The 26311-nt window shown below is 71.2% G+C and carries 24 protein-coding genes and 1 riboswitch; of the genes, 8 read left to right on the top strand and 16 right to left on the bottom strand.

Features of this window, described 5'->3' with window-relative positions; genetic code table 11:
• Positions 1-89 precede the first annotated feature (89 nt).
• The 3 genes from ACT3SQ_RS02495 to ACT3SQ_RS02485 form a co-directional block, all read right to left on the bottom strand.
• Positions 90-1193, bottom strand: coding sequence for a lactonase family protein (locus ACT3SQ_RS02495; protein ID WP_444502123.1), 1104 nt, complete (start codon positions 1191-1193; stop codon positions 90-92).
• Positions 1190-2686 carry a threonine/serine ThrE exporter family protein gene (locus tag ACT3SQ_RS02490; protein WP_444592095.1) on the bottom strand — a complete coding sequence of 499 codons (1497 nt, stop codon included), beginning with the start codon at positions 2684-2686 and terminating at the stop codon, positions 1190-1192. The genes ACT3SQ_RS02495 and ACT3SQ_RS02490 overlap by 4 nt, the downstream gene beginning before the upstream one ends.
• 208 nt (positions 2687-2894) lie before the next feature.
• Complete coding sequence (locus tag ACT3SQ_RS02485) at positions 2895-3185, bottom strand: DUF3017 domain-containing protein (RefSeq protein ID WP_441446244.1); 291 nt, start codon at positions 3183-3185, stop codon at positions 2895-2897.
• A gap of 112 nt (positions 3186-3297) precedes the next feature.
• On the opposite strand from ACT3SQ_RS02485, the gene ACT3SQ_RS02480 reads away from it, so the two are divergent.
• Positions 3298-4812: an aspartate ammonia-lyase gene (locus tag ACT3SQ_RS02480; RefSeq protein ID WP_442332572.1), complete on the top strand. Its 1515-nt coding sequence runs from the start codon at positions 3298-3300 to the stop codon at positions 4810-4812.
• A gap of 187 nt (positions 4813-4999) precedes the next feature.
• Here the strand turns inward: ACT3SQ_RS02480 and ppk2 are convergent, their stop codons facing one another.
• The 3 genes from ppk2 to purN all read right to left on the bottom strand — a co-directional run bounded on the left by ppk2 (position 5000) and on the right by purN (position 8493).
• The gene (ppk2, locus tag ACT3SQ_RS02475; protein ID WP_442332573.1) at positions 5000-5905 is read right to left on the bottom strand and encodes a polyphosphate kinase 2; all 906 of its coding nucleotides are present in this window, start codon (positions 5903-5905) and stop codon (positions 5000-5002) included.
• A 191-nt stretch (positions 5906-6096) separates the two neighbouring features.
• Complete coding sequence (gene purH, locus ACT3SQ_RS02470; protein ID WP_442332574.1) at positions 6097-7785, bottom strand: bifunctional phosphoribosylaminoimidazolecarboxamide formyltransferase/IMP cyclohydrolase; 1689 nt, start codon at positions 7783-7785, stop codon at positions 6097-6099.
• Positions 7786-7813: 28 nt separating this feature from the next.
• A riboswitch (ZMP/ZTP riboswitch) is annotated at positions 7814-7891 on the bottom strand.
• A gap of 29 nt (positions 7892-7920) precedes the next feature.
• Complete coding sequence (gene purN, locus ACT3SQ_RS02465; protein WP_441444450.1) at positions 7921-8493, bottom strand: phosphoribosylglycinamide formyltransferase; 573 nt, start codon at positions 8491-8493, stop codon at positions 7921-7923.
• A 290-nt stretch (positions 8494-8783) separates the two neighbouring features.
• Between purN and ACT3SQ_RS02460 the strand changes: the two genes are divergently transcribed.
• The gene (locus tag ACT3SQ_RS02460; RefSeq protein ID WP_442332576.1) at positions 8784-9200 is read left to right on the top strand and encodes a hypothetical protein; all 417 of its coding nucleotides are present in this window, start codon (positions 8784-8786) and stop codon (positions 9198-9200) included.
• Here the strand turns inward: ACT3SQ_RS02460 and ACT3SQ_RS02455 are convergent.
• Positions 9178-10773, bottom strand: a complete 1596-nt coding sequence (locus tag ACT3SQ_RS02455; protein WP_444600794.1) for a cell division protein PerM — start codon at positions 10771-10773, stop codon at positions 9178-9180. The two genes, ACT3SQ_RS02460 and ACT3SQ_RS02455, sit on opposite strands and share 23 nt — an antisense overlap.
• 175 nt (positions 10774-10948) lie before the next feature.
• Here ACT3SQ_RS02455 and ACT3SQ_RS02450 point away from each other — a divergent pair, with 175 nt between their 5' ends.
• Complete coding sequence (locus ACT3SQ_RS02450; protein ID WP_444600793.1) at positions 10949-12238, top strand: isochorismate synthase; 1290 nt, start codon at positions 10949-10951, stop codon at positions 12236-12238.
• A 3-nt stretch (positions 12239-12241) separates the two neighbouring features.
• Here the strand turns inward: ACT3SQ_RS02450 and ACT3SQ_RS02445 are convergent, their stop codons facing one another.
• From ACT3SQ_RS02445 to ACT3SQ_RS02435, 3 genes are all read right to left on the bottom strand, one after another.
• Positions 12242-13492, bottom strand: a complete 1251-nt coding sequence (locus tag ACT3SQ_RS02445; protein ID WP_444600792.1) for a S1C family serine protease — start codon at positions 13490-13492, stop codon at positions 12242-12244.
• 182 nt (positions 13493-13674) lie between these two features.
• The gene (menD, locus tag ACT3SQ_RS02440; RefSeq protein WP_444600791.1) at positions 13675-15468 is read right to left on the bottom strand and encodes a 2-succinyl-5-enolpyruvyl-6-hydroxy-3-cyclohexene-1-carboxylic-acid synthase; all 1794 of its coding nucleotides are present in this window, start codon (positions 15466-15468) and stop codon (positions 13675-13677) included.
• A gap of 47 nt (positions 15469-15515) precedes the next feature.
• Positions 15516-16493, bottom strand: a complete 978-nt coding sequence (locus ACT3SQ_RS02435; protein ID WP_441444444.1) for an o-succinylbenzoate synthase — start codon at positions 16491-16493, stop codon at positions 15516-15518.
• A 54-nt stretch (positions 16494-16547) separates the two neighbouring features.
• Between ACT3SQ_RS02435 and ACT3SQ_RS02430 the strand changes: the two genes are divergently transcribed.
• The 4 genes from ACT3SQ_RS02430 (at position 16548) to ACT3SQ_RS02415 (ending at position 20512) form a co-directional block, all read left to right on the top strand.
• Positions 16548-17150, top strand: a complete 603-nt coding sequence (locus tag ACT3SQ_RS02430) for a GNAT family N-acetyltransferase (RefSeq protein ID WP_441444443.1) — start codon at positions 16548-16550, stop codon at positions 17148-17150.
• Positions 17147-18142 (top strand): 1,4-dihydroxy-2-naphthoyl-CoA synthase, encoded by a 996-nt coding sequence (locus ACT3SQ_RS02425; RefSeq protein WP_444600790.1) that lies wholly within the window; start codon positions 17147-17149, stop codon positions 18140-18142. The genes ACT3SQ_RS02430 and ACT3SQ_RS02425 overlap by 4 nt, the downstream gene beginning before the upstream one ends.
• 13 nt (positions 18143-18155) lie before the next feature.
• The gene (locus ACT3SQ_RS02420) at positions 18156-19454 is read left to right on the top strand and encodes an AMP-binding enzyme (RefSeq protein WP_444502199.1); all 1299 of its coding nucleotides are present in this window, start codon (positions 18156-18158) and stop codon (positions 19452-19454) included.
• Positions 19455-19615: 161 nt separating this feature from the next.
• The gene (locus ACT3SQ_RS02415; protein ID WP_442332297.1) at positions 19616-20512 is read left to right on the top strand and encodes a 1,4-dihydroxy-2-naphthoate polyprenyltransferase; all 897 of its coding nucleotides are present in this window, start codon (positions 19616-19618) and stop codon (positions 20510-20512) included.
• Here the strand turns inward: ACT3SQ_RS02415 and ACT3SQ_RS02410 are convergent.
• On the bottom strand, positions 20493-20879 hold the full coding sequence (locus tag ACT3SQ_RS02410) for a DUF4229 domain-containing protein (protein ID WP_442332296.1): 387 nt from the start codon (positions 20877-20879) through the stop codon (positions 20493-20495). The two genes, ACT3SQ_RS02415 and ACT3SQ_RS02410, sit on opposite strands and share 20 nt — an antisense overlap.
• Before the next feature lie 94 nt (positions 20880-20973).
• Between ACT3SQ_RS02410 and ACT3SQ_RS02405 the strand changes: the two genes are divergently transcribed.
• Positions 20974-21345 carry a PLD nuclease N-terminal domain-containing protein gene (locus ACT3SQ_RS02405; RefSeq protein WP_442332295.1) on the top strand — a complete coding sequence of 124 codons (372 nt, stop codon included), beginning with the start codon at positions 20974-20976 and terminating at the stop codon, positions 21343-21345.
• A 28-nt stretch (positions 21346-21373) separates the two neighbouring features.
• Here ACT3SQ_RS02405 and ccsB read toward each other — a convergent pair whose 3' ends face one another.
• Genes ccsB through ACT3SQ_RS02380 form a run of 5 tightly spaced genes read right to left on the bottom strand, consistent with a single transcriptional unit; the run spans position 21374 to position 26310 of the window.
• Positions 21374-22477: a c-type cytochrome biogenesis protein CcsB gene (ccsB, locus tag ACT3SQ_RS02400; protein WP_442332294.1), complete on the bottom strand. Its 1104-nt coding sequence runs from the start codon at positions 22475-22477 to the stop codon at positions 21374-21376.
• Positions 22474-24249, bottom strand: coding sequence for a cytochrome c biogenesis protein ResB (gene resB, locus ACT3SQ_RS02395; RefSeq protein ID WP_442332293.1), 1776 nt, complete (start codon positions 24247-24249; stop codon positions 22474-22476). The genes ccsB and resB overlap by 4 nt, the downstream gene beginning before the upstream one ends.
• Positions 24249-25055: a cytochrome c biogenesis CcdA family protein gene (locus ACT3SQ_RS02390; protein ID WP_442332292.1), complete on the bottom strand. Its 807-nt coding sequence runs from the start codon at positions 25053-25055 to the stop codon at positions 24249-24251. Before ACT3SQ_RS02390 ends, resB begins: the two co-directional genes overlap by 1 nt.
• Entirely contained in the window at positions 25052-25666 is a 615-nt protein-coding gene (locus ACT3SQ_RS02385) for a TlpA family protein disulfide reductase (protein ID WP_441444434.1), read from the bottom strand. Before ACT3SQ_RS02385 ends, ACT3SQ_RS02390 begins: the two co-directional genes overlap by 4 nt.
• Positions 25663-26310: a histidine phosphatase family protein gene (locus ACT3SQ_RS02380; RefSeq protein ID WP_441444433.1), complete on the bottom strand. Its 648-nt coding sequence runs from the start codon at positions 26308-26310 to the stop codon at positions 25663-25665. Before ACT3SQ_RS02380 ends, ACT3SQ_RS02385 begins: the two co-directional genes overlap by 4 nt.
• Between the last annotated feature and the right edge of the window lies 1 nt (position 26311).

Here is a 26311-nt window from a genome sequence, read left to right as displayed (position 1 = left end):
GGAGCCGGCGGCGCAGCGGGAAGCGCGCCCTGTCCGGCTCGGCGTCCGAGAGTCTAACCGTCATCTCGACAAGAGCCGAGGAGCAACGTTCAGGGACGCACCGCGAGGCACGCCGCCGACGGAACAGGGATCGGCTCCCCCACCACCTCGAGCCGCTCCCCCGCGCGCCTGAGCACATCGATGCAGTCCCCTTCCTGCGCGGCGACCAGGATCAGTTCGCCCCACTGGGTGAAGTGCCGCGGATGCGCCCCGACCTCGATCTCCGCCACCAGCTGCGGCCGCATCATGGCCAGCGAGAGCAGGGAGAGCGTGTCCGGGCCCCGGTTGGCCACCACCAGCAGCGACTCCTCTGCCGCGAGCTCGATGTGGGAGAGCGCATTGGGACCCTCATGACTGCTGGCCGGGGTCATCGAGCGCACGCTCCAGCGATGTCCGGCCCGCGGGTCCCGGCCGGCGGCACCACGGGTGAGCTGCGGTGCGGGCTCGTCCCGGGATGCGGTGGCGACCATCCCCGAGAGCTCGCAGGCGATGTAGAGCTGCTCCGATTCGTGGTCCGGGGCGAGATGTCGTGGTCCGCTGCCCCGCCGCAGCGGGATCTCCCCGCTGAGGTTGATCATTCCCTCCACGTCCTGGCGGTAGAGCAGCACCCGATCCAGGCCGAGATCCGGCACTGCGAGCACCTCGGTACCGGGCAGCGGGACCACCTGGTGCGGATGCGGGTCCTCTCCGTCGCTGTAGTCGTGATGGTCGTCCAGATCGATCTGCTCGAGGGGGACGCCGTCCGCATCCAGCCGCACCGTGACGACACTGCCCGCCCCGTACTGCGCGATGACCAGCGTGGACCGGTCCGTGCCGAAGCTCAGATGACAGCCCCCGGAGCCGTCCACGGCAAGCTCTCCGAGCACCTCCGCCGCGCACCCGTCGGCGCTCACCCGCACCGCGGCCACCCGGGTGGGGTCCCCTTCGAGCACCGCGTACAGCAGCGTGCCGTCCTCGTTCCAGAGCACGAAGGAGGGATCGGCGAGATCCACCACCGCCAGCTGCTCCACCGCAGGCACGGCGTGGGGATCCTCGAGGGTGAGCTTCAGCAGGGTCAGACCCGGGCCGCGGCCCGTGCCGCTGCGCGAATATCCGCCGACGGCGATCTGTGCGGTGGCGCTCACGGCGGTGGTGCTCAAGGCGGTGGTGCTCACGAGGGCTCCTCGGGGTCGGTGCGCCGCCGCGAACCGTCCTCGAGGTCCGAGGGCGGATCGAGATCCGCCAGGAAGGACGGGTCCTCGAACATCGTGGAGGACAGCGCTGTCATCTCGCCGGTCATCGTAGACGGCTCGATCACCGGCGCGCCACGACGACGCCGCTGCCCGCGCGAGCCCAGAGAGAGGCGGCGGCGGCGCAGCGTGGTGAACGGCGAGGAGATCGCCGGGGTGTACGCGATCCCGGTGCGGCGGATGTAGGGCATCAGGCGCGAGGCGAGCAGCTGCCCCAGCACCACCCCGGCCGCGATCGAGACCGCGATCTCGGCGGCTCCCAGCAGATCGGCGACGCCGGTGCCGAGATCATCGCCCAGCCCCAGCAGGCCGCGGTAGATGAGGCTGCCGGGGACCAGCGGGATCACGCCGGCCATCACGAAGGCGAGGGACGGGGCGCGCAGCCGATCTGCGAGCGCCGTGGAGACCATGCCGGTGCCGAAGGCCGCCAGGGCGACGGCGACGGTGCGGTCCAGCAGCAGGCCGGACAGCAGATGCGCGAGGATCCCGGAGCCCCCAGCGACCAGCGCCGCGAACAAGAGCAGCCGGGCGGGCACCTGCGTGCCGACCCCGTAGCCGAGCCCCATGCCCAGCCCGGAGATGATCACCACCACCGCTGTGGTGAGGGTGAGGGGAAGGGCTGCGCTGACCGAGATATCCGCGCCGACCAGGTCGGCGAGCAACATGCCTCCGCGGACCCCGGCCACGAGGCCGACGGTGAGCATCAGCGCTTCGAGCATGCGTCCGGCCGCGGTGACATACCAGCCGGTGACCGCGTCCTGGACGGCGCTGATCGAGCTCAGCCCGGCCAGCTGCACGATGATGCAGGAGATCACCACCGTCGAAGGGTTCGCGCTCTCATCGAGCAGGGCCACGAGCACTGCGCCCCCCACCGCGATGAAGCCCCCCAGCACCTGGCTGTAGAAGGGCGGGATGTTCCATCGCGCCAACAGCTCGCCGATCGCGATCAGCAGCCCGGCGGAGAGGGTCGCCGCAAGCACCACGAGGCTGCCCGCTCCGAAGAAGAGCGCCGCGGCCCCGCCCATGACGGCGAAGCCGGCGACCACCAGGGGGATGCGGTACAGAGGCTGGCGCTGCGGGATCGCGGAGGCCTGACGGCGCGCCTCGTCCAGCGGCAGCTCTCCGGAGAGGTAGCCGTGGGAGATGTCCTCGAAGGCGGCCAGCCGGGCGAAGTCCTGCACCCGTTCGCTCGCGGAGCGCACCCTGGTGAAGGGAGTGGCGGATTCGTCCGCCAGGTAGGAGATCGTCACCTCGTTGAACGTCACCTGCACCGAGACGTTGCGACGACCGGAGGAGCTGGTCACCCGCAGCACGGTCGCCGTGACCTCGGAGGCCGCGGCGCCGTTGGTGAGCAGGCCCTCGCCGATCCTCATGGCGAGGTCGAACACGGCATGGAGCCGGGTGGAGTCGGTGGGCACCCACCGATCGTGCCACACGCGCCGGGACCTGGAACACTCCGCGGGCCGCTTGACGCCTCACAGCCTGACGCTTCACCGCGCCGACCGGTCCGCGCGGTGCTGCTGCGCCGCGGCGCAGCACGTCCGTCAACGAGGAGGACCGCAGTGACGTCAGCGGAGAGCTGGCGTCAGCGGAGACGTCAGCGGAGAGGTGGCGTCAGGCCGGAGGTCAGAGGTTGGGCGAGGCGGACAGCACAGCAAGGGAGATGGCGAGCAGCAGCAGCACCACCACGTCCAGCCCTCGGGAGCGGACCGCGAGCGCCCCGACCGCCCGCACCGGAAGCACCGCTCTCAGCACGGCGAGCACCCCCAGCAGCGCGGCCAGCAGCAGCCCGGCCAGCGGCACGGAGGCGAGCACGGCGATCGCCACGACCGCACCCAGTGCGCACAGGGCAAGAGTCAGCACCGCCTGCCGCTGGAAGGCGGCGGCGAGGGTGGTGGGGGAACGACGCTCGGACACGGACCCATCGTACGGTCCACGCCGTACGGTCCTCGCGTCGGCCCCGACGCGGCTACCCTGGCCGTGGTCGGCAGCGCCGTCGACCGCAGAGCGACCTGGAGGACTCCTTCACATGACCATCCCCGGTGCGATGACCGGTACTGCGACCCGCACGGAGCATGATCTGCTCGGCGATCGCGAAGTGCCCGCCGATGCCTACTACGGTGTCCAGACCCTGCGTGCGCAGGAGAATTTCCACATCACCGATGTGGCGCTGAGCCACTTCCCCCGACTGATCGAGGCACTCGCCCAGGTCAAACGGGCCACGGCCCGCGCGAATCACGGTCTCGGAGCGCTCGATGACGAGCGAGCGGCCGCTATCGAGCAGGCCTGCTCCGAGATCGCCGGCGGTGAGCTCCACGAGCACTTCGTGGTGGACATGATCCAGGGCGGCGCCGGCACGAGCACCAACATGAATGCGAACGAGGTGATCGCGAACCGGTCGCTGGAGATCCTCGGTCACGCCAAGGGCGAGTACGAGCACCTCCATCCGAACAACCACGTCAACCTCTCCCAGTCCACGAACGACGTGTACCCCACCTCGCTGCGGCTGGCGATCCTGCTGACGTTCCCGGCTCTGGTGGACTCGATGGAGCATCTGATCTCCACCCTCCGCACCAAGGGCGCGGAGTACTCCGAGATCCTGAAGATGGGTCGCACCCAGATGCAGGACGCGGTCCCGATGACCGTGGGCCAGGAGTTCAACGCCTGGGCCACCACGATCGAGGAGGACGTCGAGCGACTCACCCGCACCGCGTCGGCGTTCCAGGAGATCAACCTCGGGGCCACCGCGATCGGGACCGGCATCACCACGGATCCGCGTTACGCGCAGCGTGCCACCGAGGAGCTCTCGTCCCTGACCGGCATCGACTTCATGGTCTCGATCGACCTCGTCGAGGCCACCAGCGACACCGGCGCGTTCGTGACCTTCTCCGGGATCCTGCGCCGCATCGCGGTGAAGATCTCCAAGATCTGCAACGACCTGCGCCTGCTGTCCTCGGGCCCGCGGGCCGGCTTCCACGAGATCAATCTGCCCGCGGTGCAGCCGGGCAGCTCGATCATGCCGGGCAAGGTGAATCCGGTGATCCCGGAGGTCGTCAACCAGGTCGCCTTCGAGGTGATCGGCAACGATCTCACGGTGGCCTTCGCCGCCGAGGGCGGGCAGCTGCAGCTGAACGCCTTCGAGCCGGTCATCGCGTTCAACATCCTCGAGTCCACGCGCATCATGACCCGGGCGATGAACACGCTCGCCGATCGCTGCATCGCCGGCATCACCCTGAACGAGGACATCCTGGAGGACCACCTGCGCCGCTCGATCGGCGTGGTCACCGCGCTGGTGCCGGTGATCGGCTACGCCGCCGCGACCGATGTGGCCGCCACCGCCCTGGACACCGGCCGTCCCGTCGCCGATCTGGTGCTCGAGCGAGGCCTCCTGGACGAGACCCGGCTGAAGGCACTGCTGTCCCCGGCCTCGATGACCCGCCCGCACCGCACCACCCCCACCGGCACCCTGCCGGCGCTCTCGGAGGAGTGGCTGGACTCGGGGGAGATCGCCCGCCTGCCCGAGGAGCCGATCACGGAGGGCTGACTCCCATCGCTCCCCTCGCCCTTCCCCCGCCCCTCACTCTCGACCGCGACACGCCGACCGAGAACACCGGCTCCGTCCCCGAACGGGAGCTGCCGGTGTTCTGGGCTGGCGTGTCGGTGCGTGCGAGTGCGGGAGGGGTGCGTGCGTGCGCGCACGGTATATGCGGGCGCGCCGAGGGAGCATCAGCTCACTCGTCGGCCTCTTCCATCTTGCCGCGCATGACGAGCTTGGGATCGGGGAGCCCGACGACCTCGTGGTCCTTGTCCTCGTACTCGAACTGCGAGAGGAAGTAGCGCATCGCGTTCAGCCGCGCCCGCTTCTTGTCGTTCGAGCGGATGATGGTCCAGGGCGCGTACTTCTTGTCCGTGCGGCGGAACATCTCCTCTTTCGCCTCGGTGTACGCCTCCCAGCGGTCCAGGGACTCGAGGTCCATCGGGGACAGCTTCCACCGCCGCACCGGATCCAGCTGGCGGATCGCGAAGCGGGTGCGCTGCTCCTTCTGGGAGACGGAGAACCAGAACTTGGTGAGGTGGATGCCGGAATCGACCAGCATCCGCTCGAAGTAGGGCACCTGGTTCATGAACGTCTCGTACTGCTCGGGCGTGGCGAAGCCCATCACCCGCTCGACTCCGGCCCGGTTATACCAGGAGCGGTCGAACATGACCATCTCGCCATCGGTGGGCAGATGCTGGATGTAGCGCTGGAAGTACCACTGGCCGCGCTCGCGGTCGCTGGGCTTGTTCAGCGCCACCACCCGGGCGGTGCGCGGGTTCATGTGCTCGGTGAAGCGCTTGATGGTGCCGCCCTTGCCGGCCGCGTCCCGCCCCTCGAAGATGATGACCGACTTCTGATCGTTGTCTTCGAGCCAGTACTGGTACTTCAGCAGTTCGACCTGGAGCTTGTACTTCTCGCGCTCGTACTCGTCCCGGTCCATGCGGGTCTCGTACGGGTATCCCTCCTGCCAGGTGTAGACGGGATTGCCCTGAGGGTCGATGAGATCCGGGTCCGGAGTGTGCCCGTCGAGGACCGAGTACCCCTCTTCGCGCAGATGCTCGATGTACTCGCGCAGGCTCTGGTTGTCAGGGATCTTCACGGTCGCTCCTTCGTACGCTGGTGTATGGGTCCAACTCTAGAGGCCCCGCATGTCCATTCGGTGAACTAGAGGGCCCCTCGACATGCGCGATGGGGGCACCGGCGCCCCGCGTGAGCGGGACGCCGGTTCCGCGGGCGCGGATGCCTGCACCGCCCCGGCGAGAGTCCCCGCCGCCGGGGCGGGCGACCGGCTCAGTGCGCGAAGTGGCGCGTCCCGGTGAGGTACATGGTCACCCCGGCTGCACGGCAGGCCTCGATGACCTCCTCGTCGCGGATCGAGCCGCCCGGCTGGACGATCGCGCGCACGCCGGCGTCGAGCAGGATCTGTGCACCGTCGGCGAAGGGGAAGAACGCGTCCGACGCGGCGACCGCACCGCGGGCCCGCTCAGGCACCGCGGCACCGTCGGCGGCCTGTCCCAGGCTGTTCGCACGGGCGACGGCAAGACGGCACGAATCCAGGCGGTTGACCTGGCCCATCCCGATGCCGACCGCTGCGGAGTCCTTGGCCAGCAGGATCGCGTTGGACTTCACAGCCCGCACCGAGCGCCAGGCGAAGGCGAGGTCCGCGAGGGTGGCGGCATCCGCCGCGTCGCCCGCGGCGAGGGTCCACTGCGAAGGATCGTCGCCCTCAGCGGCGATGGTGTCCGCGTCCTGGATCAGCATCCCGCCCCAGATCTCACGCATCTCGACGCTGCGGGAGTACTCCCCCACCAGTCGCAGGATCCGCAGGTTCTTCTTGGTGCGCAGCAGCTCGAGCGCCTCGTCCTCATAACCGGGGGCGAGGATGACCTCGGTGAAGACCGGCTTGACCTGCTGGGCCATGGCGAGGGTGACCGTACGGTTGGTCGCGATGACACCGCCGTAGGCGGAGACCGGATCGGTGCCGTGGGCGCGGGCATGGGCGAGTGCGATGTCCTCGGACTCGTCGGCCACCGCGATGCCGCAGGGGTTGTTGTGCTTGACCACGGCGACGCTCGGACGGTCGTGGTCGTAGGCCGCGCGCACGGCGGCGTCGGCGTCGACGTAGTTGTTGTAGCTCATCTCCTTGCCGCCGAGCTGCTCTGCGCCGGCCAGGCCCGGGGCGCTCTCGTCGGTGACGGCCAGACGCGCCCGCTGGTGCGGGTTCTCGCCGTAGCGCAGGGTCGCGGTGATGCCGAGCTCGGCGGCGTCGGCATCGGAGAGGTCGAGGATGGAGATGTCCTCGTCGTCGTCGAAGGAGCCGTCCTCGTCGGAGTCTGCCTGGTCGTCGGCGCCGGTCGGGGTGTCATCCTCGGCCGTGTCCTCGAGCTGCTCGAGCATCCAGTCGCTGATCGCGTCGTCGTACTCGGCGGTGCGGGTGAAGGCGATGGTCGCGAGCTCCTGGCGCTCAGCGAGGGTGAACCCGCCGGCCTCGGCGGCCTCGGCGGCGATCCGGTAGACCTCCGGGTCGACGACGACGGCGAGGGAGGCGAAGTTCTTCGCTGCGGCGCGCACCATGGTGGGGCCGCCGACGTCGATCTTCTCGATGATCTCGTCGAAGGTGCCCCCGGCGGCGACCGTCTCGCTGAACGGGTACAGGTTCACCACGACCAGGTCGAAGGGTGCGATGTCGTGATCGGCCAGCTGGGTGCGGTGCGCGTCGAGCCGCTGATCGGCGAGGATCCCGCCGTGGATGCGCGGGTGGAGGGTCTTGACCCGGCCGTCGAGCATCTCGGGGAAGCCGGTCACGCTCTCGACGTCGGTGACGGCGATGCCTGCGTCACGGATCGTGGACCCGGTAGAGCCGGTCGACACGATCTCGACGCCGTTCTGCGCGAGGGTGCGGGCGAGGTCGACGATGCCGGTCTTGTCGAAGACGGAGATGAGGGCTCGACGGATGGGGCGGCGTTCTGCGGTGCTCACGGGGCGTGCTCCTGTTCGGATCTGCTGCTGCGGGCACCCAGGCGGTCGATGTCCACGCTCGTCACTCCCCGGTGGTCCCCCACCTTCGCCAGTCGTGTGCCGCCATCCTAGCCGGGGCCCGTAGGCCCCTTCGGCTCAGCCAGCCGCGGTGAGACGCCGCACAACCTCGACCAGCAGCGGCTGCTCGACGGCCTTGATCCGTTCGTGGAGGGTCTCCTCCGTGTCCTCGTCGAACACCTCCACGGCGGTCTGGGCGAGGATCCGTCCGGTGTCCACACCGGCATCGACCTCGATCACGCTGCAGCCGGTGACCTTGACCCCGTGCGCGAGCGCGTCGCGCACCCCGTGAGCTCCGGGGAAGGAGGGCAGCAGCGCGGGGTGGGTGTTGATGATCCGCCCGCCGAAGGCTTCCAGCAGCGGCGGCCCCACGAGCTTCATGAAGCCGGCCAGCACCACCAGGTGCGGGCTGTGCGCCGCGACAGCGGTGACGAGCGCCTGATCCCAGGCGTCGCGGTCCGGATGCGCGGACAGTGACACCACCTCGGTGGGGATGGCAGCGGCCCGGGCATGCTCGAGGCCCGTGGCATCGCGGTCGGCGATCACGGCGACGACCTCATAGGGACAGTCCTCGCCGCGCGCGGCGGCGAGCAGGGCGGCGAGGTTGGAGCCGGTACCGGAGATGAGGACGACGACGGGGAGGCGGTTCACCGCTCCAGAGTAGTCATCGCAGTCCTCCTGCAGCAGCCACGACGAGCTGCGCGGGCCGCATTCCCTCGAACAGGTCAGGACGACGGGTGCGGCTGACGGGTGCGGCTGACGGCTGCAGCCGACAGGTGCGACCGACAGGCCCGGCCGACGGATGCAGCTGACGGGCCCGACTGACGGGTGCGGCCGACGGGTCCGACCGACAGACCCGTTCGACGAGCGCGTGGTGACGAGTCGGCGATAGAGAACCGGGTTGGCCGTGCCTGCGCGCGCGAACGGGCACAATGGACTCGATGAACAGCGACTCCTCCCCCGGCCCGAAGCAGGACCAGGCATCGCGGCGCCGCCCCCGCCTGGTGGGCGGGCTGACCCTGGCGATGCTGGCCTCCTGGCTGCTGATGCTCTCCCCGCTGCCGTATTCGCTGCTGTCCGGAATCACGGGCCTGGTCGCCCTGGGACTGCTGATCCCGGTGATCGTGCTGTCGATCAGGGAACGGCGCTATTCGATGGCGGTGATCGGTGCACTGCTGGGCGTGCCGGCGACGCTGCTGATCATCGCGGGCGCGACACTCAGCATCCTGTTCTACGGACCGATGGCCGAGCTCGAGGAGTGCCGCTCGACGGCGATCACCGAGCAGGCCCGGATCCAGTGCGACGACGCCGCTCAGGGCTCCATGGCCCAGTGGATCAGCGGTCTGTTCGGCGGCTGATCCCCGAGCCGGGCTGCGCGGGGTCCGAGGCATCCTCGGTATCGAGCGACCAGGCATCAGGCTCGAGGTCGGCGCTCGCCTCTGCGCTGGTCTTCCCTGCGCCGGTCTTCCCCGCGTCCGTCTTCCCTGCACGGTTCCGCCCTGCGCCAATCTTCTCAGCGTCGAGCTTCACGGCGTCGGCGGTCGCAAGGATCACGGGCTCGGGGACGTCCTCGACTGCTGAGCTGTCCGCCGACTCCGCCCCGTCCGCCGTCGCAGTGTCCTCGCCACCGGCGTCCTCTCCACCTCCGGCGTCCCCACTTCGCTCGGTGCGCTCCGCTGCCTCGACCCGCTCCCGCATGGACCGGAACGCATCGCGGGTCCAGGGGATCAGCGGGGTCGCGAGCACCCCGAGCACGACGGCTGTGGTGAGCACCACGACCCCGATCAGCGGGAGCACCAGGGTGCTCATCTGCGGTCCCAGATGCACCAGGCGCCCGTCACCGATGCCGCCGGTGGACAGACCGGCAAGCAGCAGCAGGGCGACGATGACGACCAGCGGATACGCCACCCAGGCGGTGATCCGGTCGCGCCGCTCGAGGGCGGCGACGTCGCGCACCAGTCGCACCGCCCCCAGCGCCACCGGGATCGCGGGCAGGATCATCAGCACCCAGGCCCACCCGGGGAAGGACCCGGGAGCCGGCAGCGCACCCAGCAGAGGCAGCGCGGGCAACACGCCGGTCTCCGCACCGGCCAGGGAGATGCCGGTGGCCGTCCCGACGCCCACGGTGCCGCCGAGCACCACCGTCAGCGCCCACACCGCGAGCAGCGGCAGCAGGGCGAGCTGGACCAGAGCGAGCACGAGCCCGCCGACGGGGCCGGGGGCGAGGCCGTCGAACAGCGCGGACTGCGCCGGCACGGAGAGCAGGAGCATCACCACCACGACCGCCATGCCGACGCCGAGCAGCCCGGTCACCGCGAGCAGCGCGGAGCGTGCGATATCGCCATACGGTGCGGGCAGCAGGTCCAGGACCCGCACCCCGGGCACCGACTCCGTCGGCTCCCGGCGCAGGGACCACAGCAGCCCGATCAGACCACCGGTCACCGCGACCATCGCCCCGGAGACCACCGCGGAGGTGACCATGGGCGAGGAGTCCGCACTGCGACCGATGCTGGCCACCAGCGCCAGTCCGATCGCATAGACCAGCGCGTACATGCCCAGCGCGGAGCCGACGTCACGCAGCGCGCCGGTGCGCAGCAGGCCGTCGTCCCGCACCGGCCGCAGCGCCCGGCCCACCCGTCGCATGGCGCTGGCGGACAGCAGCACGAGCAGGAGCAACAGGCCGAAGGGGGTCAGCGTCACGGCGCCGTCGATCACCCCGGTGCTCAGCATGATGCCGCCGCCGTGCCCGAGGATCAGCAGGTTCAGGGAGATGATGATCGCGTCGAGCGCGGTCGCGGTCGACGCGGTCCCGGCGACCTGTGCGGCCAGCGCCGGCACCACCACGACGGCGACGGCGATGCCGAGCGAGGTGAGCGCCCCGAGGACACCGCGGACCAGAGGTGTCGCGATGCTTTCGGCGGTGCTGCTCACGTGCTCGCTCCTTCAGGAAGTGAGGGGACGGGGACGCGGGGCCGGGAGCGGCTCCGCACGCCCCTCGGGCGGGGTCGCCGGTCCATGGTCGCACCTCGCAGCAGCGGCTCGGCGCATCTGGCCACGGGACGCGGGTCACGGCCCAGAGCGGCTGCGGTGTCGCATAATGACGGGGATGTCTGCCCCGCTCCATGCCCCCGACGCCCCCGCGGCGACCCTGTTCGTGCGCACCCAGCGGATCGAGGACCCGGTCGACCTGCTCGAGCACGTCCCCGCCGAGGTCAGCGGTGCCTGGATCCGTCACGGCCAGGGAGTGGTGGCCCTGGGCACGGCCTGGTCCGTGCAGACCACCGGCCCTCACCGCTTCACCGCCGCGAGCGCCGCATTCCGCGAGATGGCCGACCGCGCCCGGGTCGATGACGAGGTGCGGGTGCGCACCAGCGGGCTGATCTCGCTGGGCAGCTTCTCCTATGCCGACGCCTCGCAGCGCCCCTCGACGCTGATGGTGCCGCGCGCTCTGCTCGGCGTGCACGACGGCGAGGCCTTCCTCACCGTCGTCGGCGTCGACGAGGAGCCCTCGCTGCCCACCTCCTGGCGGGACCTCTTCCCCTCGCCCCCGGTGTCCGCGGCGGGCCCCGACCAGTTCGACCTGGAGGCCGACCACACCCCGGAGGAGTACCAGGCGCTGGTGCAGGAGGCGATTCTCGAGATCCACGCGGGCCGCGCCGCGAAGGTGGTGCTCTCCGAGCGGACCACCGTGCGCAGCCGCGTCCCCCTCGAGCCTGCGGTGCTGCTCACCCGGCTGGCCCGCGCCTATCCGAGCACCTGGGTGTATCACCTCGAGGATGTGGTGGGCGCGAGCCCCGAGATGCTCGCCCAGACCGAGGACGGCCGGGTCTTCTCGCGGGTGCTGGCCGGCTCCCGCCCGGTGGCCGACGACGGCGAGCTCGACGAGGTGGACCGCCGCGCCTTCCGCGCCGATGCGAAGGAGCGCTCCGAGCATGCCTTCGCCGTCGATTCCGTGGTGGACCGGCTGGCCGGCCTGGCGGAGGAGATCGAGGTCTCGCCTGAGCCCTTCGTGCTGCGCCTGCCGGGACTGGAGCATCTCGCCTCGGACGTCTCAGCACGGCTGCGGAACGGCACCACGAGCCTCGATGTGGCCTCGCGCCTGCACCCCTCGGCTGCGGTGTCCGGCACGCCGCGGGAAGAGGCCGACGAGATCATCGCGCGGCTCGAGCCCCAGGACCGCGGCGGCTACGCCTCTCCGGTGGGCTGGATGGACGCCCGCGGGGACGGGCAGTGGGCGATCGCGCTGCGGATGGCGCACCTGGTCGATGACCGGACGGTGGTGATGCAGGCCGGTGGGGGCCTGGTCGCCGCCTCGGATCCCGTCTCCGAGCATGCTGAGGCGCTCGCGAAGTGTCGGCCGATGCTGCGCGCCCTGCGCGGAGAATCCTCCGCCTGAGGCTCAGGAGGGACGCACCCCGAGGGTGACCTCGAGCGTCTGCACGGCACCATCCCGCACCACCTCGAAGCGGTGCGTCGAATCGATCTCGAGCCCGCGCACCACGCCCGTGAGCGCCGCGGCACCGCCGACCGGGACGTCGTCGACCTCGATGATGAGATCGCCTTCCCGCAGATCGACCTCGGAGGCGGGACTCTGCTGCTCGACGCTGACGACCTCGGCCCCACGATGGGTCGCTCCACCCTCCGAGGAGGATCCATCCTTGCTGGTCACTCCGAGGAAGGCGTGCTCGGCGGTGCCATCTTCCTGGAGCTGGCGGGCGATCATCGTCGCGGTGTTCGACGGGATCGCGAAGCCCAGTCCGATGCTGCCGGCCTGACCGGAGGCGTTGGGGATCCCGGCGATCGCGGTGTTGATCCCGATCACCTGGCCGGCGGCGTCCACCAGCGGGCCGCCGGAGTTGCCGGGGTTGATCGCGGCATCGGTCTGGATCGCGGACGAATAGGTGGTGTCGGACCCGTCGGACTCCTCCCCGGAGGCGGTGACCGGACGGTCCAGGGCGGAGACGATGCCGGTGGTGACCGTGTTCCGCAGTCCCAGCGGGGTGCCCAGCGCCATCACCGGCTGCCCGACCTCGACCGTCGTCGAGTCGGCGAAGGCGGCGGGCTGGAGGTCCCCAGGCGCGGAGTCCATCCGGAGCACGGCGAGGTCCGTGATGGAGTCGGTGCCGACGATCGAGGCCGGGTAGCTGAGCCCGTCGCTCGTGGTGACCTCGACGCCCTGGGCTCCATCGACGACATGGTTGTTGGTCAGGATCGTGCCCTGCTCGTCGAGGATCACGCCGGTGCCCTGGCTGGTGCCGCTGCCGGTGGAGACGTGGATCGCCACCACACTGGGCCCGACCAGCTCGGCGATCCTCGCCCAATCAGCGTCCTCGCCGCTGGACAGCGCGGCCGGTCGGGCCTCGGCGCTCGAGACGGGGGCCTCCTGCACGATGGGGGCGAGATCGGAGCCGCTGAGCTGGTCGTAGGCGACCACTCCCCCGAGCGTCGCCCCGCTGGAGAGCAGCATCCCGAGCGCCACCAGACCGGTCACCCCGCCCCAGCCCGGCCCGCGACGCGACGGAGCAGGTGCTGGTCCAGGAGCAGGCGCAGCTGCACCGCTCATGACGGTGCCGGCGGTGGCGGCGGTGCCTGCGGGGTCAGGGGTCGAGACGGCGGGGATCGCGGTGGTGGGAGTGGCTGCAGCGGACACGGCTGCAGGGTTCGACACCTCGGCAGTGGCCGAGGGGGAGGTGCCCTGATCGGTCCGAGAGTCGGGAGCCAGAGGGTCGGAAGCCGGAGACTCTGACTGCCAGGGCTGCCCGGAGGCGGAGAAGTGATCATCCTCGTGCGAAGCGCGCTCGTCCTTCATGGGGTCCATATCAGCATCCCTGTTCAAGAGTTCCTCGGGATGCTGCTGGATGTCTCCTGGACGACCAGAACGCGCAGACCGTGGGCCGGCTCGGCCAGAGCGGCCGGGAGCGTCTGAGGGGTGACCTGCTGGGTTGTCGCCCCGAGCGCAGCGGCCGCGGCGGTGATATCGACCCCGTGCGGGGTCGTGAAGAAACGTCGCAGCAGCGCGGGCGGGGCCGCGGCATGCTCGAGTCCGGAGAAGATCCGGCCGCCGCCGTCATCGACCACGATCAGGTCCAGCTCTGGAGTCTCCTCCTCCGGTCCGATGATCAGCCCGGTGAGGTCGTGCAGGGCCGTGAGGTCGCCGACCAGCGCCCGCACGCGTCCGGGAGCGTCCCGCGTGTCGGGGGCCCGCTCAGCCGGCTGAGCCGGCTGCGCCGATTGCGCCAGCTGGGCCTGCAGGGCCTGCAGGGCCAGGGCGATGCCTCCGGCCATCGCGGCGGTGCCGTCGATACCGGCCAGACCACGATTGGCGATGACCCGGGCCGCGCTCGGGCCTGCGTGCTGTTCGAGGTCGCGGATCAGGCTCGAGGAGCCGAGCACCAGCACGTCCTCTGGGCCGGAGGCTTCCCAGACGGCGAGCGCGGCGTGCTGCTGCCAGGTCATCGGCAGCGCCGCTGCGGCAGCGGTGGCCGCCTCTGCCCAGGCCGCCAGCCGCTCGGTGCGCCGTGTCTCGTCCACGGGGAGCGTCTCCTGCCCTACCGCGGCAGGGACCACGAGTCGCGCCCGGCGGGCGACGTCGGGCCAGTCCAGGTGCGGATCCACCACGATCACCTCGACGTCCTCGGCCCCGAGCAGGGCGCCGACGACGGGACGGGAGAGCGTGGGATGGCCGAAGACGATCGCCCGCTGCGGTCGCAGCAGATGCTCCGGATCAGCCATCACGGCGCGCAGCTGCGCGGGATAGCGGGGCACCAGGCTCACCCCGTGGAGCGCACCGGAGCTCGGTTCGGCCAGGAGCGGCAGCTGGTGGCGGGCAGCGAACTCGGCGGCGGAGGGACCTGCGCCGTCCCCTGCGACGACCACCGTGCGGTCATCGACCGGCACCGGCTGCGGGGCAGGTGCCACCGGGTGGGCGCGGTGGGTGAGCACGATCCGCTCACGGGAGGGTTCGGAAGCGCTCCGGGTCGAGTCGTGGTCCGGTGAGTCACCGGCCTGTGGGCGCGGCACCAGCGGGTCCCGGAAGGAGAGATTCAGGTGCACCGGGCCCGGATGTTCCGCCGTCGCCGCGGCCAGCGCCCTCGCAGCGGTGGAGACGGCGGTGCGCAGCTCGAGGGGGCTCGCCTGGACGGCCGCAGGAGCCGGCAGGTCCACGGCCAGGCGCACCAGGGAGCGGAACATCCCGGCCTGCCGGGTGGTCTGATTGGCACCCACCTCCCGCAGCTCGGCGGGACGATCCGCAGTGAGCACCAGCAGCGGGATCCGGGAGTGGTGGGCCTCCATCACCGCGGCATGCAGGTGCGCGGTGGCGGTGCCCGAGGTCGTGACCACCGCTGCCGGATGCGCCGGGTCCTGACGGCTCAGCCCGAGCGCCGTGAAGGCCGCCGCCCGTTCGTCGATCCGCACGTGAGCGCGGATCCTTTCCGCGTTCCCCTCCACGGCCAGGGCGTAGACCAGCGGGGCCGATCGGGAGCCGGGGGCGATCACAGCCTCGCGCACGCCGAGCGCTGCCAGCGCGCTCCAGAGCGCCACGGACTGGTCGACCGCCCCGGAGCCTGTGGGCACGGGGGCGTCGATCCACGCGGGCGGGGTGGTCAGGGAGGTTCGCTCAAGCACCCCGTCAGCGTAATGCGCGCGGGGTCAGCACCGCGGCGAGCGTCGAGTCAGAGCTGCGCGGTGCACGCCTCGAGGCGCTGCTCCCAGCGGGCGGTGAGCTCGGCGCCCGCGGCGTGGCGCTCCAGCAGCTCAGGAGCCGGCTCGGGGCGGTCCACGGGCAGGACACCCTGCGCCGCGCGGAGCGGCTCGTCGACGAGATCGCCGGTGAGCAGCGTGGCGGTGGCGAGACCGCAGGCATAGGGCAGCTCCGGCAGCGCGGCGGCGAGGGCGAGGCCGGCGCTGAGTCCCACGCTGCTCTCGAGCGCGGAGGAGACCACCACCGGCAGGCCGGCCTGTTCGGCCAGCTCCAGGCAGCGCTGCACTCCCCCGAGGGGCTGGACCTTCATCACCAGCAGGTCAGCGGCCTCGGCGCGGGCGACGAGCAGCGGGTCCTCGGCGCGGCGCACGGATTCGTCTGCGGCGATGGGAATGCCGAGGGCGCGGCGCAGGGCTGCGAGGTCCGCAAGCTCGGCGCAGGGCTGCTCGGCGTACTCGAGACCGCCGGCGGCGCGCTCCAGCACGGGCAGTGCTGTGAGTGCCTCCTCGAGGGTCCAGGCGGCATTGGCGTCGATCCGCAGGCGGGCGGCGGGGCCCATCGCGTCACGCACCGCCTCGAGCCGCTCGGCGTCCTCGGCGAGGGTCGATCCCGGATCGGCGACCTTGATCTTCGCGGTGCGGGCTCCGCCGACGGTCGCGATGCGATGGGCGAGCACCGCGGGGACCACGGGGATGGTCGCGTTGACCTCGATCTGGTCGCGAAGCGGGGCGGGGCGTTCGGTGGTGGCGTCGGCGAGCGCGGCGCGCAGCCAGGCAGCGGACTCCTCCGCGTCGTAGTCCCAGAACGGGGAGAACTCCGACCATCCGGCCGGGCCGTGCAGCAGCAGGCCGTCGCGCTCGGCGATGCCGCGGAAGCGAGTGGTCATGGGGATCGACCACGCGTGGACGCGATCGATGCCGCGCTCGCGCAGGGCGGAGGGGATTCTCATGCCCTCGAGGGTAATGAGGTGGCGGCGTCGAGACCAAGCCGAGAGGATGGCACCGTGACCGCGCCCTTCCTCCCGGACTCTCCCACACCCTCCGCCCGGCCTCTTCCTCCGGACCCAGCCCACGGCTACCGGCTGCGTCCCGTGCGCACGGACGATTCTCCTGACCTCCTGGAGGCCTACCGCTCCGCGCCGGACATGGCCCGGCAGGGCACCGTGACCACTCTCGAACAGGCTCGGGAGCAGACGGCGTGGCTGCTGTCCTCTGAGCGCCGGGCGACCGCGATCGTCGATGGGAACGACGTTCTCGTGGGCCTGGTCGCGATCAGCATCGACGAGGAGAACCGGAACGGCTGGTTCTTCTACTGGCTCCATGCCGCGCACCGCGGGAGCGGATTGGCTGCCCGGGCGGCGGCAGCGGTCGCCGATTGCGCGCTGGCGCCGTCGGCCTTAGGAGGGTGGGGGCTGGAGCGCCTCGAGCTCGGCCACCGCGCGAACAATCCCGCCTCCGGCGCCGTGGCCCGCGCGGCGGGTTTCGTTCACGAGGGCACCGAGCGGGGGAAGTTCCTCATCGACGGGGAGCGCCTGGACGTGCTGACCTACGGCCGGCTCGTCGGCGATCCTCAGTCGACGGCGGCCGGACTACCCTGGCTTCCATGACCACCCCGCCTGCTCCGCTGCCCCGTCGGGTCTCCGACACCTTCGATCCGCACCTCTGGCGGGAGGTGCCCGCGAGCGAGCACGGCGGGCCCGCGCTGACCGACCTGACCTACCATCGGGCGGTCCAGCGGATCGAGTCCGCCGATGGGGAGCGCACCGAGCGGGACCTGCCCACCGTGCGGATCGCCTTCGACCGCCCCGAGGTGCGCAACGCCTTCCGCCCACACACAGTCGACGAGCTGTACCGGGCGCTGGACCATGCGCGGCTGGACACCGGCGTGGGCGTCATCCTGCTCACCGGCAACGGCCCCTCTCCCAAGGACGGCGGCCATTCCTTCTGCTCTGGCGGGGACCAGCGGATCCGGGGCCGCGCAGGCTACGAATACGCGGCGGAGGAGGAGTACGGCGACACCGCGCAGGTGCGGACCGGCTCCTCCGGCCGGCTCCACATCCTCGAGGTGCAGCGCCTGATGCGCACCATGGGCAAGGTCGTCATCTCGCTGGTGAATGGCTGGGCTGCGGGCGGTGGGCATTCTCTGCACGTGGTCTCGGACCTCTCGATCGCCTCCCGCGAGCACGCCCGGTTCAAGCAGACCGATGCGAACGTCGGCTCCTTCGACGGCGGCTACGGCTCCGCCTATCTCGCCAAGCAGGTGGGTCAGAAGCGGGCCCGGGAGATCTTCTTCCTCGCCGAGGAGTACTCCGCCCAGGACGCCTACGACTGGGGCGCGGTCAACCGCGTGGTCGATCACGCTCAGATCGAGAATGTGGCGCTGGAGATGGCGGCGACCATCGCCACCAAATCCCCGCAGGCGATCCGGATGCTGAAGTTCGCCTTCAATCTCGCCGATGACGGGCTGATGGGCCAGCAGGTGTTCGCCGGGGAGGCGACCCGCCTGGCCTATATGACCGACGAGGCCGCTGAGGGCCGCGACGCCTTCCTCGAGAAGCGAGACCCCGACTGGTCCCACTTCCCCCACCCGCAGGGCTGAGGGAACCGGCGCTGTGATCTCCGCTCCCGCCGTGCACTCCTCACCTGCCGCGCTGCCCTGGCTGGTCCCCCCGGCCTATGATGCCTCTGCCGCCTCGCTGACCGCCCACGTCGGCGCGATCGGCGAGGTGATGGCCGGGCGGGCCCGGCTCTGGCTGGGCCCCTTCGCCCCGCCCACGCAGCTGCCCGCCGGCTTCGAGGACACCGCCCTGGTGGTGCCCACCTCCGGCTCCACCGGCACCGCCAAGGCCGTGGCTCTCACCCGGGAGGCACTGCTGGCCTCGCAGGATGCCACCGCGGAGCTCTTCGCGGCCGACGGCACCGCCCCGCGCACCCGCGGTCATGGCTTCTGGCTGCCGCTGCTGCCGCCCACCCACATCGCCGGGGTGCAGGTGATCGCCCGCGCGCACCGCACGGCGCAGGTCCTCGGCCTGGAGGCCCCGGCACTGCCCGCACCGCTGCCAGATCTGCGCGGTCACTTCGATGCCGCCGCCTTCGCCGAGCTCGCCGGGCCCGTCCTGGAGCAGGCCGAGCAGGCGGGGCTGCCGGCCATCACCTCCCTGGTGCCCACCCAGCTGACCCGGATCGTCACCGGGGTCACGGGCGCCGACGCCCGCGCCCGCGGTCTGCTCAAGCGCTTCGCCGCTGTGCTGGTGGGCGGCGCTGCGACCAGCCCGGACGTCCTCGCCCGGGCTCGAGCGCAGAAGATCGCCGTGCGCACCACCTACGGCTCCTCGGAGACCGCGGGCGGCTGCGTCTACGACCGGGCTCCCCTGCCCGGTGTGGAGCTGCGGCTCGAGCAGCCGGACGCCGCCGGGGCGGGTCGACTCCTGATCTTCTCCCCCACCCTGGCGCTCGGGTATCTCACGGCCGACGGCGGCACCGACCACGGCCCCTTCAGCGCCGGGTCCCCGCGCGGCTTCCGCACCTCGGACCTCGCCGAGCTGGGCCCTGACGGCGGGCTGGCGGTGCTGGGCCGCGCCGATGATGTCATCAACACCGGCGGCCGGAAAGTGCTCCCCCAGGACGTGGAGCGCGCCATCGACCGCTCGTTGATGCTGCGCGGGATGGTGCGCGCGAGCGTCGTGGTGGGGGTCGCGGATCCCGAGTGGGGGCAGCGGGTCGAGGCGCTGGTGGCCCTGGAGCCCGGGATGGACCCGGCGGAGGCGAGCTCCCTGGTGCGCTCGGCACTGCGCACCAGCGAGGTGCCCGCGCACATGATCCCCAAGCGGGTGCACGTGGTCGATGAGCTGCCGCTGCTCGGGATCGGCAAGATCGACCGTGCCGCCGCCCGCCGCCTCGCCGCCGGCTGAGCTGGCGGCCGAGTTGCCGGCCGAGCTGGCGGCTGAGCTGCCGCGCTCGCTGGACCGCCACCTGCTGTGCCGTCGGCCACGGGAGCGGTTCGGTGCTGTGACCGCGGCGTATCCTCGAACGGGCCGTCGCGCGGCGGCCCTCGATCTTCATGAGGAGCACGATGGCCAGCCTGTCGCAGTGGGTGCAGGGCGCCCGACCCCGGACCCTCCCGGCGGCGCTCGCCCCGGTTGCCGCGGGCACCGGTGCCGCGGTGTGGCAGCTGGAGAGCCTGCACGGGGAGGTCGACTGGTCCCTGGTGATCCCGAGGGCACTGCTCGCCCTGGCTGTGTCGTTCTCCCTGCAGGTGGGCGTGAACTTCGCCAATGACTATTCCGACGGGATCCGCGGCACCGACGATGACCGGGTGGGCCCCTTCCGCCTGACCGGCTCCGGCGCCGCGCAGCCCGCGACCGTCAAGCGGGCCGCGATCCTCTCCCTGGCCCTCGGCGGAGTGTTCGGGCTGGCGCTCATCGCCGTGGCCCAGATCTGGTGGGCGCTGGTGATCGGTGCCGCCGCGATCATCGCTGCCTGGTCCTACACCGGCGGGAAGAAGCCCTACGGGTACCTGGGCCTGGGCGAGCTGTTCGTGTTCATCTTCTTCGGCCTGGTGGCCGTCAACGGCACCGCCTACGCGATCACCCAGCAGCCCACCTGGGTGGCGCTGCTGGCCTCGGTCGCGATCGGTCTGCTGGCCGTCTCGCTGATGCTCACCAACAATCTGCGCGACATCCCCACCGACGAGCTCTCCGGCAAGCGCACCCTCGCGGTACGACTGGGCGAGCGCGGCACCCGATGGCTGTACACCGCCACGCTGCTGGTGCCCTTCGTGCTGATGGCGCCGGTGATCGCGGAGCACCTGCCAGCGGCGCTGGTGCTGCTGGCGCTGCCGCTCGCGATCTCTCCGGTGCGCACGGTGCTCCGCGGCGCCGCCGGGCGTGACCTGATCCCGGTGCTGGGGGCGACCGGCCGGCTCGAGCTGGTCTATTCGCTGCTGCTGCTCAGCGGTCTTCTCCTCTGACGTCTCCTGTGCTTTCTCCTCCGACGTCTCCGCTGGCGTCGTCCGGATCCTCGAGGTCCGGCAGCTGCTGCGCGGGACCGGCCGGCTCCTCGGGGTCCGTCCCCGCGGCGTCCAGCAGGGAGTCCTCGTACTCGGCGTCCTCGTCGACCTGCACCCCGCGGCGCTCCACCCGCCGTTCATGGGCGCCCTTCCACCGCATCGCCGCGCCGTCGCGCAGCCGCTCCAGGAAGAGGATCGAGAGCAGCATGGCGATCAGCGCCGCCAGCACCCCGGCCAGCATCACCCCGACGTCGAGCAGGGTCAGCAGCCACCAGATCAGGGCCCACAGGCCCAGGCGGATCACGGCATAGAGCAGGAACTGACGCATGGGTCCAGGGTAGTTCTCCTGCCGGATGCTCTGCGCCGGTGCTCACGACCACCGCCCCCACCTCGCGATCAGGTGCATTGCCTACACTTCGGCCATGGCCCGCGGAATCCTGGCAGTTCTCTCCATCGCCCTCACCGTCTTCGCGCTCGCTGATTGCGTGCAGACGGAGGACGACAAGGTCCGCGGGGTCCCGAAGTGGGCCTGGATCGTGCTGATCGTGCTGCTGCCGTGGGTGGGGCCGATCACCTGGCTCTTCGTCGGCAAGGATCGCTCCCTCAGTGCCGGCGACGCCCAGCCCCTGCGCAAGGGGCCGGTCGCCCCGGACGAGGATCCGGACTTCCTGCGCAAGCTCGACGAGGACATCCGCCGCGAGCGCCGTGAGCGTGGTCGCGAGCAGGGCGAGGACGGTGAGGCCGGGCCCACCGACGCCGGGCCCACCACGGACGACGGGGACCGCGGCGCCTGACGCGCGCCGGGGCTCAGAGCCTTGAGGCTCAGATCCCCGAGTAGGAGTGCAGTCCGTTGATCACCGTGTTGACGATGGTGTAGTTGAAGACCACGGCCACGAATCCGGCCAGGGCGAAACCGGCGGCCCGGCTGCCGCGGAAGCCACCGGTTGCCCGTGCGTGCAGGTAGGCCGCGTAGATCACCCAGATGATGAAGGTCCACACCTCCTTGGGGTCCCAGCCCCAGAAGCGGCCCCAGGCCTCGCGGGCCCAGATCGCCCCGAAGATCAGGGTGAAGGTCCAGCACACGAAGGCCACTGAGTGGATGCGGAAGCTCAGGGCCTCCAGCACCGTCGAGGAGGGCAGGCGGTCCAGCACGTGACCGAACCGGTCCCAATGCTCCGGATGCTCCTCACCGGCGCTCACCTTCTCCACCAGGGCGCGTTCGTGGCGGGCCTGGAGCAGCTGCATGGTGGCGATCACCGCACCGAGGATGGACAGCGCGGTGGCGAGGATCGCGACGCCGATGTGGATGTAGATCCAGTGGGAGTTCTGCAAGCTGGGGGTGAGTGCCGTGGCCGGCACGATCCAGAAGGTCTGCGCGAGCAGCAGCACCAGCAGCACCGGGCTGACCACGAAGGTGCCCAGCACCCGCAGCTCCGTGCGCTTGATGCTGAACACCAGGAACGCGACCATCACCAGGGCGGTGCTGGTGGTGGCGAACTCGTACATATTCGCCCACGGCACCCGCTGGGTGGCGGCCGCACGGGTCGCCACCCCCACCACGTGCAGCAGCGTCGCCGCACCGGCGAGGAGGAAAGCGAACTTCTGCGCGCTCATGGTGCCGGAGGTGTCGCGCGACCCCTCGCCGAGGGCGCCGCCCTCGGTGCCGGCTCGGCTCTCGCCTCCGACGCCGCTGCCCGCGGCGACCGCACTGCCCTCCGCGGCAAGCGCTCCACCCTCCGCGCCCACAGCCGCGGCCTGCAGGGCACGGGCGTTCTCTTTCCGCTCGAGCGCGGCGAGGCGCTCATCGCCGCGGCGCTGCGAGGTCGATGCCAGATCGGCGCCGAAGCCGATCAGGGCGAGCACGTAGAGAACGATCGTCACCACCAGGGCGAGGTTCGAGATCTCCGCCAGCTGCTCATTGATCACTGTGCACTTCCTTCAGGGGAATCGTCCGTGGGGTTCGAGCGGCGGTCGAGGGGGCGAGAGTCGCTCCGCGGTCCACCCTGCTCTTTGTCCTGTGCCTCATACTGCGCCTTATCCGGCGACGTCGCGAGGGTGGAGGCCAGAGCCTGCACGTCATCCGCCAGGGCGGGGTCGTCACTGCGGGCGAGGCCGGCCACCTCGAGCACTGCGCCGTCCGCGGTGGTGCGCACCCGCACCCAGAGGCGGCGGCGTGGGATGAACAGCGACAGGATCAGCCCGCCCACGGCGGTCAGCGCGCTGATCAGCACCCAGCGCTCGAAGGGGTTGTGGGCGACATCGAACGCTGCATAGCGCCGCAGCCCGTCGAAGCTGACGGTGGTGCCGTCGGGCAGCTCGAACTCCTGGCCGGGGTAGAGGCGGATCAGCACCGGGGTGCCGTCCTCCCCCGCCACTGGGGTGAGGGTGGTGACGTCCACCTCGTAGGCGTTCTGCGGGATCCCGGAGTCGAGGCCCAGATCGCCCTGGTGGACGGTCAGCGCGAGCTGTGGGTCCAGGGAATCCGGGTACAGCGAATGGGGGCCCTGCTCGTCGATGGTGCCGGTGGGCAGGAAGTATCCGACCACGGCGGTCTGTTCGGGCCGAGCATCCGGGGCCTTGATCACGAGCTGTGAGGTGTAGCCGACATCGCCCATGGGAACGGTGATGATCGGGCCCTCGGCGACCACGGTGCCCTCGGGGTCGGTGACGGTGACCTCGGGGGCGTAGCCGTTGCCCAGCAGGTACATCGAGGCGCCGTCGATGTGCAGCGGCTTGTTGACCTGCACGGTCTGCGAGCGCTCGGGGTCCCCGGGGGTGGTCACGGCGACGTCGGCTTCGAAGGAGCGGGGCTCGCCGACGTTGCCGGACTCCCCGGGCTGAACGTAGGTGGCGCGGAAGTCCTCGAGGGTGAGGCGGAAGGCCGGCATGTCCCGCTCGTCGAACCAGGCCCCGGACTCGAAGGAGTCGTACTGTGTCAGCGAGTTCGAGAACCCGGTGCCCTCGATCACCGTGATCTGGCCCCGGTAGCTGGTCATCTGCCCACCGGCGATGCAGACCAGCACCCCGACCAGGGCGATGTGGAAGGCCAGGTTGCCGGTCTCCCGCAGCAGGCCCCGCTCGGCGCTTACTGAGCGGGAGGCGGTCTCCTCCCGCACCTCGGTGCGATAGCGCGAGCGGCGCAGCGCATGCTGCGCCTGCTGCAGCAGGGTGTCAGCATCGGCACCGGGCAGCTCGACCCGGGTATGGCCGACGAACCGATTCAGCCGCGAGGGGGTCCGCGGCGGCTTCGAGCGCAGCTGCCGCAGGTGCACGCCGACGCGCGGCACGATGCAGCCGATCAGCGAGATGAACAGCAGCAGGTAGATCGCGGAGAACCACGGCGAGGAGAAGACCTCGAAGAAGCCCAGCGCGTCGAGGAACTCCCCCCACTTGCCGTTCTCCTCGAGGAACTGATCCGTCAGTGCCGGGTTCACGCTGCGCTGCGGGTAGAGCGAGCCGGGCACCGCGGCGACCGCCAGCAGCATCAGCAGGATCAGCGCGGTCTGCATGCTGGTCAGCTGGCGCCAGAGGAACAGCAGCGTGCCGCGCAGGCCCAGGCCGGGCACGGTGACCGGCGCGGTGCCGTCGATCTCGGGCTTGCTGCTCCAGGAGCCGCTCGCCCCGCGAGCGGCAGTGTCCGGAGCAGGAGTGTCCGGAGCGTCGGTGCCAGGGTTGTTCCCGGGCGTCTTCTCGTTCATCACACCACCGGCTCGAAGGTCGCGATCAGGCCCTGCAGCCCGCTCATCCAGGTCGACCACACGCCGGTCATCAGCAGCACCCCGATCGCGATCAGCAGCGCCCCGGAGAGCAGGCCGATGGTGCGCCGGTGGGCGGCGAGCTTCTTGCTCAGGCCCAGTGCCCGCTCGAAGAGCAGCGCGAAGACGATGAAGGGGATGCCCAGGCCCAGCGAGTAGGCCAGTGCCAGCACGGCGCCGCGCAGCGCAGCACCTTCGCCTCCGCCGTCGAGGGAGAGGGCGACGATGGCCGCGTAGGTGGGTCCGATGCAGGGTGTCCAGCTGAGCCCGAAGATCAGTCCCATCAGCGGAGCACCGAGCAGTCCCGCATCGGGTCGCTTCGAGGAGACGGGCCGGGTGGCGGACAGGCCGGGGAACACCCCCATGAACAGCAGACCCATGAGGATCACGATCGCGCCAGCGACGCGGTTGATCCACACGCTGTACGCCTGGAGCAGGTAGCCCAGCGCGCCGGCGAATCCGCCGAGCACCATGAAGACGATGGCGAAGCCGGCGACGAACAGTGCGCTGCCGGCGAGCAAGCGCCCGGTGCGGGGTCGGGCGCGCTTCGCGCCGGCGCCCGTGCCCGGTCCCACCGCGCTCTGCCCGGCGAGCCCCGAGACGTAGCCGAGGTATCCGGGCACCACCGGCAGCACGCAGGGAGAGAGGAAGGCGACCAGGCCCGCGGCAGCGGCCACGGCCACGGCCAGCAGCAGCGAGCCGGACAGCGCGGTGGCCTGGAAGGCGGCCCCGACCTCGGCGACGATCATTCGGCGACCACCACATCGATCATCGCGCGCAGCACCGAGGGGTCCGCGGCGCCGGAGATGCGTGCGGCGACCCGACCCTCGCGGTCGATCACCAGGGTGGAGGGCACCGCATTGGGTGCGACCTGGCCTCGCAGCGAGAACATGATCTCGGCGTCCGGATCGGGCAGTGAGGAGTAGGTGATCCCGTAGCGCTCCTCGAAGGCCTGCGCCGGGCCGGCGGCATCGCGCACGTTGACCCCCAGGAAGGACACGCCCTGCTCCGCGTACTCCTCGTGGATCGCCTGGAGGTCAGGAGCCTCCTTGCGGCAGGGCGGGCAGGAGGCGTACCAGACGTTCAGCACCAGCACCTCGCCCCGCCGGTCAGCGGCCGTGATCTGCTCACCGTCGTAGGAGGTGCCGGAGAACTCGAGCGGCTCGGCGCGGTCCGCCGGCGGGATCTCGGTGGCCACGCCGTCGCCGGAGACATATCCGGAATCCCCGGAGGCATAGCGTTCGCCGGTGTCGGTCCCGCAGGCGGCGAGCAGCAGCGCGGCGGAGGCGCCGCCAGCCGCTCCCAGCAGGCCGCGCCGGGTCAGGCGCAGGGTGCGCGAGGATGAGGTCCTGATGCTCACGTGAGCTTGCCTCCGGTGGCGTCGACCGCCCCGGCGTACAGCGCGGCAGCGGGTTCGGCGTAGCCCACGTCCGCGAGGTGCGGGCCCACGAAGCGGAGGCTGGTGACCGAGCACAGCCCGCACTGGCGGCGGCGCGGATCATGGAAGAGAGGCTTGCCCTCGGCGCTGCGGCGCGTCACCCAGATCGGGAGCTGGTGGAGCACGAGCACGGCCTCACGGCCTTCGGCCGCGGCGCGCGCGTCGTGCACCGCCGAGACCACCCGTGCCACCTGCGCACGGTAGGGCTCGCCCCAGGAGGGGCGGAAGGGGTTCAGGAACCAGCGCCAGTTGCGCGGATCGCTCAGCTTGGCCTCACCATGGCCCATCCGGTGGCCCTCGAAGTGGTTGCCGGACTCGATGAGCCGCTGGTCGGTGGTGATCTCGAGGCCGTGCGGGCTGGCGATCGGGGCGGCGGTCTGCTGCGCGCGCAGCAGCGGGGAGGAGCGGACCACCGCGATATCCGCCTCAGCGAGATGCTGGCCGACCAGGCCTGCCATCTGCTCACCACGATCGCTGAGCCGGTACCCGGGCAGGCGGCCGTACAGGATGCGCTCGGGGTTGTGCACCTCGCCGTGGCGGACGAGGTGGACCGTGGTGGTGGTCATG

It is taken from the genome of Brachybacterium sp. AOP42-C2-15, from assembly GCF_052377065.1.
GTDB lineage: Bacteria > Actinomycetota > Actinomycetes > Actinomycetales > Dermabacteraceae > Brachybacterium.
This window is presented reverse-complemented; position numbering and strand designations above follow the sequence as displayed.